Origin of the sequence: Dyella sp. (assembly GCF_035486915.1) — a bacterium.
Classification (GTDB): domain Bacteria; phylum Pseudomonadota; class Gammaproteobacteria; order Xanthomonadales; family Rhodanobacteraceae; genus Dyella_B.
This window is the reverse complement of the sequence record NZ_DATHMR010000206.1, coordinates 1-12,581: the sequence shown is the minus strand read 5'-3', so window position 1 is coordinate 12,581 and position 12,581 is coordinate 1. Positions and strand designations below refer to the sequence as shown.

Below are 12,581 nucleotides of genomic sequence, written 5' to 3'. Positions count from 1 at the left end.
AAAAAGCCGCGCACGAAGCGCGGCTTTTTTATCGCATGTTCGCGCGAGGCGACTTACTTCATGCGGTAGGTAATGCGGCCCTTGGTCAGGTCGTAAGGCGTCATCTCCACCTTGACCTTGTCGCCGGTGAGGATACGGATGTAGTGCTTGCGCATGCGGCCCGAAATATGGGCAATCACAATGTGGCCGTTTTCCAGCTGCACACGAAACATGGTGTTAGGCAGGGTCTCGACCACCGTGCCTTCCATTTCAATGACGTCGTCTTTGGCCATGCGATCCGGAGTTAGCGCGCAAGCCACCATGGCCGCGTAAGCCCTCGATTATGCCACGGATTGGGATGGGGTCAAAGAAAAGTTAAGCGAAGTGCTCGTCCAGCTTCCGTCGAATTTCCTGCTCGATCATGCCCTTGAGCGGGGAAAACAGCATTCCAAGCTGGGCTGTGACGTGGATTTCACTGGGGCCCACGGCGATCTTCCCGCTGATACCGGGCCGTTCGAAGGCCAGCGTATCGTTCTGCCACTGCGTCTTCACCTCGAACTTTTCGCGCATGCGCGCGGCAACCCGATCGATCAGGGCGTGCGCCTGGTCGTGAGAAAGTTGGTGAGGTCGGCGGATATCGATGCTCGGCATGGCTGAACTCGTGCAGGGGGCTGAACATGATAAAGGCTTCCGAGTGCCGATAGTTCCTACGCTCTGTTAGAGTCGCGCCGTCACGTCGTCGGTCACTTCATGCGCATCGAGTTCCCTCAATCCACCCGCGCGGGTTTCCAATGGAACCAGGCGCAGTTGCGCGTCGGCAGTGAGCCCGATAACGACTTGATACTTGCTGCTGGACAATCCGCCGCCCATCACTTGCGCATCGCGCTCGATCGTCGTGGCTGGGTGCTTGAAGTGCTGCCCGACGCCACACGCGTGTATGTCAACGCGCGGCCGGTGCGGGAGCGTGCCATTCTGCGTCCCGGCGACATGCTCAGCGTTGGCGATTGCCGCATGTTGCTGTGCGCGGATGAGCTGCCAGACGGCCGTTCGTCCCCCGACATGCCCGAACAAGAGCGTTGCACGGTAGCTTTGCGTGCAGTGGCCGGTCCGCTTTCGGGGCATGTGCTATCGATCGCCGATCGCCTTGAGTTGGGCCCTCACGGGCGCATGCCACTCGATCTGCCGCAAGGCGAGACTGCAACACTTGCCGTCGTCTGGCGGGACGGAACGCTGTGTCTGGAAACCGATCAGTCAATCGATTCGCGCTATCCGGCACGCGTTAATGGCGTGGTAGCACAGCAAACGGTGCTGTTGCCTGGCGATCAGATCGGCATCGGCATGCACCGTTTCCTTGTCGATGCCCCGGGCCTCGAGCCGGAGCCCGAATTCGTCATGCCGGAACCGCCACCCGAGCCGCTACCGGAAGATGCTGCCGGCCCACGTGGCGAAGTCTGGTGGCTGATAGTCACCGCCGCCGTGTTGGCACTGGGGATTGCTTTGCTTTTATTCGCGCATTTCTGACAAATACGAGGTTGTCGTTTTGCATCCCGTTGACGATGTGTTGCTGCGGCGCGGCATAATGCATCGGTCATCCATGATGGGAAGCGGCGCGTGAGCAGGGTATGGAATTTCAGCGCGGGTCCGGCGGCACTTCCGTTGCCGGTACTTGAGCGTGCGCAGCGCGAGCTGCTTGATTGGAACGGCAGCGGCGCCTCGGTGATGGAGCAATCGCATCGCGGCAAGCGGTTTATCGCGATGGCTGCGCAAGTCGAAGCCGATTTGCGCGGGCTGATGAACATCCCTTCCGATTATGCCGTGCTGTTCGAGCAGGGCGGTGCTACGCAGCACTTCGCGCAGATCCCCATGAATCTGGCGGGCGAGGGCGACACCGCCGACTACATCGTCACCGGGCACTGGAGCGAAAAAGCAGCGAGTGAAGCGGCAACGTACGTGCGCGTGAACGTCGCTGCCAACAGCAAGCCGGAAAACTATTTGCGTATGCCGCCGCGCGAGTCGTGGAAGCTCAACGCAAACGCGGCCTACGTGCACATTGCCACCAACGAAACCATCCACGGCGTGGAGTTTCAGGACGTGCCCGATGTCGGCAGCGTTCCGCTCGTCGCGGACATGTCGTCCGACATTCTCTCCGGCCCCATCGACGTCAGTCGCTTTGGTTTGATTTACGCTGGCGCGCAGAAAAATATCGGGCCGTCCGGTCTGGTGTTGATCATCATCCGTCGCGATCTGCTTGAAAGACCGGTTCGGCCGATGGCGCGTATTTTCCGCTACGCCGAACATGCGGCGAACGATTCCATGCTCAACACGCCCAATACGTGGGGCTGGTATCTCGCCGGATTGACGTTCCAATGGTTGAAGGAACGAGGCGGCCTGAACGCCATGGCCGAGGAAAATCGCAAGAAATCCAAGGCGCTTTATGCGGCCATCGACAACTCCGGTGGCTTCTACCGCAACCCGATCGATCCTGCCGTACGTTCGCGTATGAATGTGCCATTCACGCTACATGACAGCGCGCTCGATGCTGCGTTCTTGCAGGAATCGGAAGCCGCCGGGTTGATGGCATTGAAAGGCCACAAAGCGATCGGCGGCATGCGTGCCTCGCTCTACAACGCCGTGCCTTACGAAGCCGTCGAAGCACTTATCGCGTTTATGCGCGATTTTACCCAACGACACGGCTGACCTGAAGCTCCCCAGATACGGACTTTCTGGCCGATTTCAGGCACTATGCCATGTGAAATCAGACTTCTTTACGCTTGGACATCCAAATCATGAACGACCCCAAGTCATCGCTGACGCAGGTGCGTGACCGCATCGACAGCATCGACCGGCAGATCCAGGAACTGATCTCCGAACGCGCCAACTGGGCACGCGAAGTAGCGCGCGTGAAAGGCGAGGGGCTTTCAGCCATCGATTACTATCGTCCGGAGCGCGAGGCGCATGTACTGCGCATGGTGGTCGACCGCAACCATGGTCCGCTCTCGGATACGGAAATGGTGCGGTTGTTTCGTGAAATCATGTCGTCCTGTCTCGCGCAAGAAGATCCACTCAAGGTCGGTTATCTCGGCCCGGAAGGCACCTTCAGCGAGCAGGCCGTGCGTAAGCACTTCGGTCATGCCGCTTATGGCTTGCCCCTGGGCAGCATCGAAGAAGTGTTCCAGGAAGTCGCTGCGGGCCACGCGGATTTTGGCGTCGTGCCGGTGGAGAATTCCGGACAAGGCATGATCCAGATCACGCTGGATTTGTTCCTTACGTCCGAAGCGCGCATCTGCGGCGAAGTGGAATTGCGCGTGCATCAATGCTTGTTGTCGCAGCGCGATTCGCTGGAAGGCATCAAACGCGTATACGGTCACGCGCAGTCGCTGCAACAGTGCAAGACATGGTTGCGTGTGAATTTGCCGGGTGCGGAATGCATTTCAGTAAGCAGCAATGCGGAAGGCGCGCGTCTGGCACGTCATACCGACGATGCTGCCGCTATTGCAGGCGCCGCCGCAGGCAAGGTTTATGGCCTCAAGACCGTAGCCGATGCGATTGAAGATCGCGCCGACAACACGACGCGCTTTCTCGTCATCGGGCGCTCGCTGTTCCCCCCGTCGGGCAACGATCGTACGTCGTTGTTGATCACCGTGAACGACAAGCCCGGCGCGCTTTACGATGTACTCAGTCCGTTTGCCAAACACGGCGTCAGCATGAACCGTATTGAGTCACGCCCCGCCCATACAGGCAAATGGCAGTATGCGTTCTTTATCGATGTCTCCGGCCACATCGACGGTGAGTCGTTGCAGGCAGCACTGAAAGACATGGGGCCCGTCGCCACGCAGGTGCGTGTGCTTGGCTCCTACCCGGTGGCTCTGCCGTGAGCGGCGCGCAGCGCTTTGATTGGGTCAGCCGCTCCACGGGTGCGCTTCATGGCGACGTCGTCGTACCGGGTGACAAGTCAGTATCCCATCGCTCGATGATGCTGTCGGCCATCGCCGAAGGCACCTCGCATATTCGTGGATTTCTCGAAGGCGAAGACACTCGCGCGACGGCTGCCGTGCTCGCGCAGCTCGGCGTTTCCATCGAATCGCCCTCGGCGGGTGAGCGCGTGGTACGTGGCGTGGGCTTGCACGGTTTGCGTGGTTCATCCAAGCCACTCGATTGTGGCAACGCGGGAACTGGCATGCGTCTGCTTACCGGGTTGCTCGCCGGTCAATCGTTTGACAGCACGCTGATTGGCGACGAATCGTTGTCCAAGCGTCCGATGCGCCGCGTCACCGACCCGCTCGCCAAGATGGGCGCGCATATCGATACGCACGATGGCCTACCGCCCTTGCACGTTCATGGTGGAAAGACATTGCATGGCATCAGCTATGAATTGCCCGTGGCGAGCGCACAGATCAAATCGGCGTTGCTTCTTGCCGGGTTGTACGCGAAAGGCAGCACCGAGATCATCGAACCGCACCCCACGCGCGATTACACCGAACGCATGCTGGCAGCGTTTGGCTGGCCGATCGAATTTTCGCCGGGACGCGCCAGGCTCGAAGGTGGTCATCGCCTGACAGCAACGGATGTTGTGGTGCCGGCTGATTTTTCCTCGGCTGCGTTTTTCCTGGTTGCGGCAAGCATTGTCCCTCGTTCGATCGTGCGTCTGCCTGCCGTAGGCCTCAATCCACGGCGCACGGGATTGCTTGAAGCATTGCGTTTGATGGGCGCCGATATCCAGATCGAAAAGCAAAGCGAAAGCGGTGGCGAGAAGGTCGGCGATCTCGTCGTGCGTCACGCGCCATTGCACGGTATCGAATTGCCCGAAGCGCTGGTGCCAGACATGATCGATGAATTCCCGGCGCTCTTTGTCGCAGCCGCTGTCGCCAAAGGACGCACGATTGTCCGTGGTGCGGCGGAGCTGCGCGTGAAGGAGTCCGATCGCATCGCCACGATGGCAGCGGGCCTTCGGGCGCTGGGCGTGCGTATCGAAGAAACCCCGGACGGCGCGATCATCGACGGCGGCGCGATCGAAGCTGGTGTTGTGGATAGCCACGGCGATCACCGCATCGCGATGAGCTTTGCAGCAGCCGGGCTGGTTGCCAAAGGCGAGGTGGTTATTCGCGATTGCGCCAATGTCGCGACATCCTTTCCGGGCTTCCTGGAACTCGCGAACGGCTGCGGATTTGCGCTGGGGTTGGCACCTTGACTCGTCTGCGGACGCCGTAGCAGGTACGCTTGCGCGCATCTGTATCGAGGCCGCCATGTCAGCCACTACACCTCACTTCATCGTCGCCATTCCTGCCCGTTACGGTTCGACGCGTCTGCCAGCAAAGCCATTGCGTGCCATCGGCGGCATTCCGATGGTGGTGCGTGTCGCGCAGCGTGCGTTGATGGCGGGTGCGTCGCAAGTGGTGGTGGCGGTCGACGATCAGCGCATTGCCGATGCGCTGCAGGGGCAGGGCGTTGACGTATGCATGACACGCAGCGATCACGCATCCGGTAGCGACCGTCTCGCGGAATGCGCTGCGCACTACGGCTGGGGTGCCGATGCCATTGTCGTTAACTTGCAAGGCGACGAACCCTTCGCGCCGCCTGCAGGTATTCGCGAAGTCGCGCGCGCGCTGGCCGAGGACGATGCGCCCATGGCCACGCTCGCCACGCCAATCACCGATGCGTACGAACTCTTCGATCCCAATGTCGTGAAACTCGTGCGCGCAGCGAATGGTCGCGCACTGTATTTCAGCCGCTCTCCGCTGCCGTGGGCACGCGATGCCTTCGCCACCAGCAAAGATGCGTTGCCTGCAGGGTTACCGTTTCTTCGGCACATCGGCATTTATGCTTATCGCGCGGGCTTTCTGCAGACCTATACCAGTTTGCCGCGCACGCCGTTGGAACAGGCCGAATCGCTGGAACAGCTGCGCGTGTTGGAACACGGTTACCCGATCGCCGCGCGTCTCACGCCTGAACCTTTCCCGCCGGGCATCGACACGGAAGACGATGTTCACCGCGCCGAGGCGTGGCTGAATCAACGGCCTTTATGATTCGCAGCATTCTGTTCGTCTGTCTCGGCAACATCTGTCGCTCGCCGTTGGTCGAGGCGGTAGCACGCAAACATCTCGCAGAGGCGGGATTGCTGATCGACGTTGCATCGTGCGGTACAGGCGGTTGGCACGCCGGTGAAGCGGCTGATCCGCGCATGCGCGAGGCTGCGGCTTCGGCAGGATACAGCCTCGATCGTCACCGCGCCCGGCAACTGCGTTCGACGGACTTCGACCGCTATGATCTTCTGCTCGCCATGGATCTGGACAATCTCAGCGAGATGCAACGCGTGTCGGGGGGAGCTTCCAGCGACCGTGTCGCATTGTTTCTGGAGTGGTCCGGTCTACCGTCGCCCCGGGAATTTCCGGACCCTTATTACGGCGAACGTTCCGGCTTCGCCGATTCGGTCAACCTCGCAGAACAGGGTGTGCAGGGCTTGATCGAACGCCTGCGCCACGGCTGAACACCCGCACGCCCGAGGCATAAGAATCACGCCAAACGGGCTAGAATTACCGAATGCAGCCCGCTCCTTCGCAGGCCTTCGATGGCAAGGCCTTTGTTCGCACACTCACCACGTCGCCCGGCGTCTATCGTTACTTCGACGAGGCGGGAGAGTTGTTGTACGTCGGCAAGGCCGGTAATTTAAAAAAGCGCGTCAGCAGTTACTTTCTCAAGCCGCGCATGGAACCGCGCATTGCGGCCATGGTGGCGCAGATTGCGCGCTGCGAGATCACCATCACGCGCACCGAAGGGGAAGCGCTGCTGCTGGAATCGCAGCTCATCAAGGCGCTCAAGCCACGCTACAACATTCTGCTGCGCGACGATAAAAGCTACCCATACATTTACCTTTCGGGCAACGAAGACTATCCGCGACTCGCCTTTCATCGTGGCGCGCGCAATCAGCCTGGTCGATACTTCGGACCGTTCCCGAGTGCCTTCGCCGTGCGCGAAAGCCTGAATCTAATGCAGAAGCTGTTCAAAGTGCGTCAGTGCGAGGACAGCTACTTCCGCAATCGCTCGCGGCCGTGCCTGCAATATCAGATCGGCCGTTGCACCGGCCCGTGTGTTGGATTGATCACGACGGAGGATTATCGCAGCGACGTGCGTCACGCCGAGATGTTTCTGGAAGGTCGGAGCGGCGCGGTGATCGATGAACTCGCCACGGCGATGGAGCAGGCCAGCGCATCGCTTGATTTCGAGCGCGCCGCGACACTGCGCGACCAGGTGGCGACACTGCGCAAGCTACACGCGCAAAATCATGTGCAAGGCGCCACAACCGATATGGACGTTATCGCGTGTCGCATCGAATCGGGTATCGCGTGCGTCAGCGTATTGTTCTTCCGCAACGGCATCAGTCTGGGCACACGCGATTTCTACCCGCGCCTTCCGCTCGATGCCGAACCTGCCGACGTACTCGCACAGTTCATCGCGCAGTATTACCTCGATCGCCCTGTGCCGCGCGAGATCATCCTCGGCGAAGAAATTGCCGACATAGGCATTCTCAGCGAAATGCTGACGCAGCAATCCGGCCACGCCGTCGATATCAAGACACGTGTCCGCGGTGAACGTGCGCAGTTCCTGCAGATGGCCGAACGCAACGCGCAGGCGTCGCTGACGTCACGCATTGCCAGTCGTCAAACCTTGGGTACGCGCTTTGAAGATCTGCAAAACATGCTGGGTCTCGACGAGCCGCCGCGCCGGATCGAATGTTTCGACATCAGCCACACCCGCGGCGAAGCTACCGTGGCGTCATGCGTGGTCTTCGGTCCGGAAGGTCCGGAGAAATCGCATTACCGCCGCTTCAACATCGCAGGCATCACACCCGGCGACGATTACGCGGCCATGCATCAGGCGCTCACGCGCCGTTTCCGCAAAGTGGCCGAAGGCGAGGGCGTACGCCCGGATGTCCTGCTGATTGATGGCGGCACCGGTCAGGTCAATCAGGCGCTCGATGTGCTACGCGACCTGGGTATCGCCGGTATCGAAATCGTTGGCGTCGCCAAGGGCCCGGGACGTCGCGCGGGCGAAGAGACGTTGATCTTGGTCAGCGCCGGTCGCGAGATCCATCCCGGGCCCACCTCGCCAGCCTTGCATCTGGTGGCGGCGGTTCGCGACGAATCGCACCGATTCGCCATTAGCGGTCACCGCAAGCGTCGCGAAAAGGCCCGTGAACGCAGCGTGTTGGAAGACGTGCAGGGCGTCGGCGCGCGTCGCCGCACGGCACTCCTCAAGGCCTTCGGCGGCTTGGCCGGGGTTGAGGCCGCCGGTATCGAAGAATTAATGCAGGTGAAGGGGATTGATCGCGGCCTGGCCGAACGCATCTATGACGCGCTACATGCATGATCGCCATTGATCAGAGCATCCCTTCTCATGCGACACTGACGAAAACGGAAGAGGTTCATGCGCCGTATCAACCTGCCCACGTGGCTGACGCTGTTCCGCGTAGCGCTGCTGCCGGTGATGGTGCTGGTTTTCTACCTGCCGTTCAAAGGTCACAACCTCACCGCCGCCGTGGTGTTCGCCCTTGCCGGCGTCACCGACTGGCTGGATGGTTATCTGGCCCGCCGCCTCAACATGACCTCCAAATTCGGCGCTTTTCTCGATCCGGTGGCGGACAAGTTGATGGTGGCGGTGACGCTGTTCATGCTGGTGGCCGATCACCGCGGGGATTGGTCGGGCATCGTCATGGCCATCACATCGGCGATCATTGTTGGCCGCGAAATCAGCATTTCCGCACTGCGTGAGTGGATGGCCGAAATCGGCATGCGCGCCACCGTGCGTGTCGCCTTTCTCGGCAAATTGAAAACGGGGATGCAGATCTTCGCCCTGATCGTGTTGATTCTTCAGCACGAAAAAGACGCCGAAGCGCTGCGGCTCTATCACATCGGCGAGGGGCTGCTGGTCATTGCCGGCATACTCACCATCTGGTCGGGGCTCTACTACTTGCGCGCCGCGTGGCCCGCACTGCACGGGGACGATCCGGTTCTCACAGCCCAGCAAGATCGAAACGCTTGACGATCCCGTTACACACGTTAAAATGCGCGGCTCCGATGCGGGAATAGCTCAGTTGGTAGAGCACGACCTTGCCAAGGTCGGGGTCGCGAGTTCGAGTCTCGTTTCCCGCTCCAGATTCCAGACAGGCCCCAGGTGAAAGCCCGGGGCCTTGTCGTATGTAAAGCTTTAAGAAAGTACGGCAACTCACTTAATTTGCTACAAAAATCGCCACGCGGGCTATTCACATCCCAGGCGATTCTGCTATAGTTGCACGCTCCGATGCGGGAATAGCTCAGTTGGTAGAGCACGACCTTGCCAAGGTCGGGGTCGCGAGTTCGAGTCTCGTTTCCCGCTCCAGTTTCACGCAAAGCCTCGGGTCACCGGGGATTTGTTTTTAGGGGACGCGTGATCCGCTAAGATCGTGAATCCCAGCAATGGCCGGGTGGCAGAGTGGTCATGCAGCGGCCTGCAAAGCCGTGTACGCCGGTTCGATTCCGACCTCGGCCTCCATTGCGGAAAAAGAAAAGCGCCTTAGTGGCGCTTTTTCTTTGTCGGAAGTGCGGACGTTCAACGCCTGAGTTAAGCGGCACCGTAGGCGTCCGCCTTGAATGAATTGTTACGCGAAGTACACGCCAACCGACACCGCCGTTGCTGTCAGTTTGGGCGGCGAGGAAAAAGACGACGAGGAGCCCGCTATTCGTGCCATTTTGGCGGGCGAAAAGCCGAAAAAAAAGCAGCGTGCTCTCACGCTGAAACACCCCGACAAACTCTCGTTACTGTTCGATATGGCCGTGGAGTCTGCTATCTAGTACCGCAAAGATCAGGTTTATAGAACGAGATGTTTTTTGACAAGGGTGCAATCGGTGAGGCGCTTGCATGTTGCTCTTATCAACACCAGGAGACGTCAGCGGGTGTTGGTCCGGATGCCCATATTTGAATGGGTGCTTTGCTCCAACCCCCTTATGATGCAGTACAACGTGGCGGGGCTCTTATGAGCTTGGACTATCCCACTAGTGGCAGAGAATGCATTTCTGTGGCTTGCTTTCAACTCCGAGACTTCAATAGACGTAGGTGAGCGGTGCCAAAATGCGCAAAGAAAAACAAACATCCTTAGCTGCGCATTTACGGCTTGTGGCGCATCCTGACGAGTCTGTCAGGATGAAAGTCGACGCACGGGATCTCGTCAAGCAATGCCCGTGCTGCCATCAGCTAATTCAGCCCAAAGTGAAGGATTATTTGCCCCAGGCAGGAACGTATAAGCAGTATCGGTGTGAGCATTGTTCTGCGTGGCTTACTATTGATCTGCGGTCACGAATTAAGCTTATTATCCTGGCTTCCATCGGCATCTTCTCGATCGGCACGGGAGCGGCCTTACTACTGGTTGCTACGAAAGCCCCGATTTATGGGCACGAAAGGTTGGCCATCCTACCGTTCGCGCTAGTGTTTGGTATCAGTGGCCAATATGCCTTGGCTAGATACACGCAAAAAATCGCCAAATGGGTTCCGGTTGACGACTGAAACAACGGGGTCGAAACAACGGGGGCATGCTGGATGTATGCACGTATTTCGGCAAGCCGATCATCACTGATGACGTTGGAAAACAACGCTGCATAAGCTTGCTGGCGCAGTTGAAGCGTTGTGCCGAGTGCAAGATATTGGGGATGCGGAGTAAGTAGCCGGTCGTCGTGTCCTAGTGCATTGGCATGGTAGCTCGACCATGGATACGCCTCGGGTCCATCGACCATCGCCGCCCTGACAGGGTTGAGTTCGATATAGCGATAACAGGTAAGCAAATAATCATCGTTATCGACAAGGCATGCTTTGTAGCCCCTTGTTGACGGCCTGCAAAGCCGCGCACAGCGGTTCGATTCCGCTCTCGGTCTCCATTGCGGAAAAAGAAAAGCGCCTTAGTGGCGTTTTTTCTTTGTCGGAAGTGCGGACGTTCAACGCCTGAGTTAAGCGGCGCCGGAGGCGTCCGCCTTGAACGAGTAGTTAGGCATGCCGCCGCACATTAGGAGATCCACGTTCCGCATGCCTTCTTGCTGCGAGCCCAGCCATGAGACGTCTTTATGAAGATGACGGTGCCACCGTTTCCGCACAGCCCGCCACACACGAAGGAGTATTTGAGCGCGGCCGTGTGATGTGTGGTGTCAAATACCACCGCAGATAGAGTCATAAGCCCATGAGAAAAGCCGCTATCAACTGCGGACCCGACGGACTGGCCGTGAGCGATAAGGTTCTGCGGGTCTTGCGGCTTCCATGTTTTCGGATCTGTTGGGCGCACGTAGGAAAGCTGACTGATTTGGCCGGTAATGTCGTTGGCCGGTGCTGGCGTTGCCCACCGTGTGCCAGAGGCTGCGCACTCTGTGAAATCTTTCATGTCGGCGGCCGAAGGGGTTTCTGCAGTCCGGGACACGTTAATCGGCTTTTGCTCTGTGCCAATCCATTGAGTGAGGAAAGTCTTGTAGATTTCAGACTGGTCCTGCATCGCGGACTGAGCGCTAGTTTCGACGCCCATTGAATTGCCGCAGGACAAGCTACCCATGGCAACAATAGTTAGGAAAGCCAAAGTTCCTGTACGCCTCATAGAGACTCCGAAGATGTTTGCAGAATGCCTACCGCACTAGCCGTGGCATTGATAAACGCCAAATATCATCATTGCTTACAGGCGACTGGATACAGCGCGGACAGAATGTAATTATTACTGGCCCAACTGGTGCAGGCAAAACGTGGTTGGCGTGCGCATTCGGCCTCCAGGCAACCCGTCAGGGTATGACGGTCGCGTATCGGCGACTTCCTCGATTGCTCGAGGAAATCGAAATCGCACGCGAGGACGGCAGCTTGCCAAAATTCCGGGCGCAGTTGCAAAAAATGCGAATGCTAATTTTGGATGACTGGGGCGTTTCCAAAATGACAGCGCGAGGACGTCAGGACTTACTAGAGGTCATCGACGATCGTGTTGGCGCACTTTCCGTTGTTATTACCGCTCAAATGCCTGTGGCGGAGTGGCACGTCTATATTGGCGAGCCAACGATCGCTGACGCGATCCTTGATCGCATCGTGCACAACGCTCACAGGGTAGAGTTGAAGGGCGATTCGATGCGGAAGCAATCGAAAATTTCGTAAAACGCCAAGGCCCGGCTTGGCGTAGAGCCAAGCCGGAAACTATGTTTTGAGAGGAGATCAGTCACATGAGCGATCTCGATGATAGATTTAGAATGCCTGAAAGTGCGTTCGAAGCTGCGTTCGATTCGCATGGCCGAAATAACCCATCAATTCGCAACGGTATGTACATCCCGACAAGGCGTGAAGTAGCCGAGATGCCACCTGATCAGCTGTTTTCTATACTGATCGACTGGATGTGGGAAAGTCCAAGCGAGTTAATACCTAATAACACTCAAATTTTGGCTGTGCGCGAGATACTCGCCATGCGAGCCGATGCCAAATCGCCGCAGTTAATGCGCTTAATTAACGAATGCGACTGCTATATAAAAATATAATTCTGCGGCACTCGTTCAGCCTTCGTTTCTTGCGTAGGTACGCTTTCCTTGCGTGATTCTTGAAGCGTCCGCACTGTAACGATCGTG

General features: G+C 58.4%; 15 protein-coding genes and 3 tRNA genes. 15 read left to right on the top strand and 3 right to left on the bottom strand.

The annotated features are described in order from the left end of the window. Positions 1–53: 53 nt before the first annotated feature. Together infA and VK725_RS17315 are read right to left on the bottom strand one after the other, a co-directional pair. On the bottom strand, positions 54–272 hold the full coding sequence (infA, locus tag VK725_RS17320) for a translation initiation factor IF-1 (RefSeq protein ID WP_115476254.1): 219 nt from the start codon (positions 270–272) through the stop codon (positions 54–56). 82 nt (positions 273–354) lie between these two features. Further along, complete coding sequence (locus tag VK725_RS17315; protein WP_325319308.1) at positions 355–630, bottom strand: polyhydroxyalkanoic acid system family protein; 276 nt, start codon at positions 628–630, stop codon at positions 355–357. A 99-nt stretch (positions 631–729) separates the two neighbouring features. Between VK725_RS17315 and VK725_RS17310 the strand changes: the two genes are divergently transcribed. From VK725_RS17310 to VK725_RS17250, 13 genes are all read left to right on the top strand, one after another. After that, positions 730–1,500, top strand: coding sequence for an FHA domain-containing protein (locus VK725_RS17310; protein ID WP_325319307.1), 771 nt, complete (start codon positions 730–732; stop codon positions 1,498–1,500). 90 nt (positions 1,501–1,590) lie between these two features. Continuing rightward, on the top strand, positions 1,591–2,676 hold the full coding sequence (gene serC / locus VK725_RS17305) for a 3-phosphoserine/phosphohydroxythreonine transaminase (protein WP_325319306.1): 1,086 nt from the start codon (positions 1,591–1,593) through the stop codon (positions 2,674–2,676). Positions 2,677–2,765: 89 nt separating this feature from the next. Next, the gene (pheA, locus tag VK725_RS17300) at positions 2,766–3,854 is read left to right on the top strand and encodes a prephenate dehydratase (RefSeq protein WP_325319305.1); all 1,089 of its coding nucleotides are present in this window, start codon (positions 2,766–2,768) and stop codon (positions 3,852–3,854) included. Then, a complete protein-coding gene (gene aroA, locus VK725_RS17295) occupies positions 3,851–5,167 on the top strand; it encodes a 3-phosphoshikimate 1-carboxyvinyltransferase (protein WP_325319304.1) in 1,317 nt (438 codons plus the stop codon). Before pheA ends, aroA begins: the two co-directional genes overlap by 4 nt. 55 nt (positions 5,168–5,222) lie before the next feature. Beyond that, positions 5,223–6,002, top strand: a complete 780-nt coding sequence (gene kdsB, locus VK725_RS17290; protein WP_325319303.1) for a 3-deoxy-manno-octulosonate cytidylyltransferase — start codon at positions 5,223–5,225, stop codon at positions 6,000–6,002. Continuing rightward, a complete protein-coding gene (locus tag VK725_RS17285; RefSeq protein ID WP_325319302.1) occupies positions 5,999–6,463 on the top strand; it encodes a low molecular weight protein-tyrosine-phosphatase in 465 nt (154 codons plus the stop codon). The genes kdsB and VK725_RS17285 overlap by 4 nt, the downstream gene beginning before the upstream one ends. 53 nt (positions 6,464–6,516) lie before the next feature. After that, positions 6,517–8,343, top strand: coding sequence for an excinuclease ABC subunit UvrC (uvrC, locus tag VK725_RS17280; protein ID WP_325319301.1), 1,827 nt, complete (start codon positions 6,517–6,519; stop codon positions 8,341–8,343). 57 nt (positions 8,344–8,400) lie between these two features. Then, the gene (gene pgsA, locus VK725_RS17275) at positions 8,401–9,015 is read left to right on the top strand and encodes a CDP-diacylglycerol--glycerol-3-phosphate 3-phosphatidyltransferase (protein WP_325319300.1); all 615 of its coding nucleotides are present in this window, start codon (positions 8,401–8,403) and stop codon (positions 9,013–9,015) included. A gap of 37 nt (positions 9,016–9,052) precedes the next feature. Continuing rightward, positions 9,053–9,128 (top strand) — tRNA-Gly (locus tag VK725_RS17270). A 147-nt stretch (positions 9,129–9,275) separates the two neighbouring features. Then, positions 9,276–9,351 (top strand) — tRNA-Gly (locus VK725_RS17265). 79 nt (positions 9,352–9,430) lie between these two features. After that, a tRNA-Cys gene (locus VK725_RS17260) sits at positions 9,431–9,504 on the top strand. 98 nt (positions 9,505–9,602) lie between these two features. Then, positions 9,603–9,803 (top strand): hypothetical protein, encoded by a 201-nt coding sequence (locus VK725_RS17255; RefSeq protein ID WP_325319299.1) that lies wholly within the window; start codon positions 9,603–9,605, stop codon positions 9,801–9,803. A 277-nt stretch (positions 9,804–10,080) separates the two neighbouring features. Then, positions 10,081–10,512 carry a hypothetical protein gene (locus VK725_RS17250; protein ID WP_325319298.1) on the top strand — a complete coding sequence of 144 codons (432 nt, stop codon included), beginning with the start codon at positions 10,081–10,083 and terminating at the stop codon, positions 10,510–10,512. Positions 10,513–11,005: 493 nt separating this feature from the next. Here VK725_RS17250 and VK725_RS17245 read toward each other — a convergent pair whose 3' ends face one another. Continuing rightward, positions 11,006–11,581: a hypothetical protein gene (locus VK725_RS17245; RefSeq protein ID WP_325319297.1), complete on the bottom strand. Its 576-nt coding sequence runs from the start codon at positions 11,579–11,581 to the stop codon at positions 11,006–11,008. Between the two features lie 17 nt (positions 11,582–11,598). Between VK725_RS17245 and istB the strand changes: the two genes are divergently transcribed. Further along, positions 11,599–12,120, top strand: coding sequence for an IS21-like element helper ATPase IstB (gene istB, locus VK725_RS17240; protein WP_325319296.1), 522 nt, complete (start codon positions 11,599–11,601; stop codon positions 12,118–12,120). Positions 12,121–12,185: 65 nt separating this feature from the next. Next, positions 12,186–12,494, top strand: a complete 309-nt coding sequence (locus VK725_RS17235) for a hypothetical protein (RefSeq protein ID WP_325319295.1) — start codon at positions 12,186–12,188, stop codon at positions 12,492–12,494. The last annotated feature ends 87 nt before the right edge of the window (positions 12,495–12,581 follow it).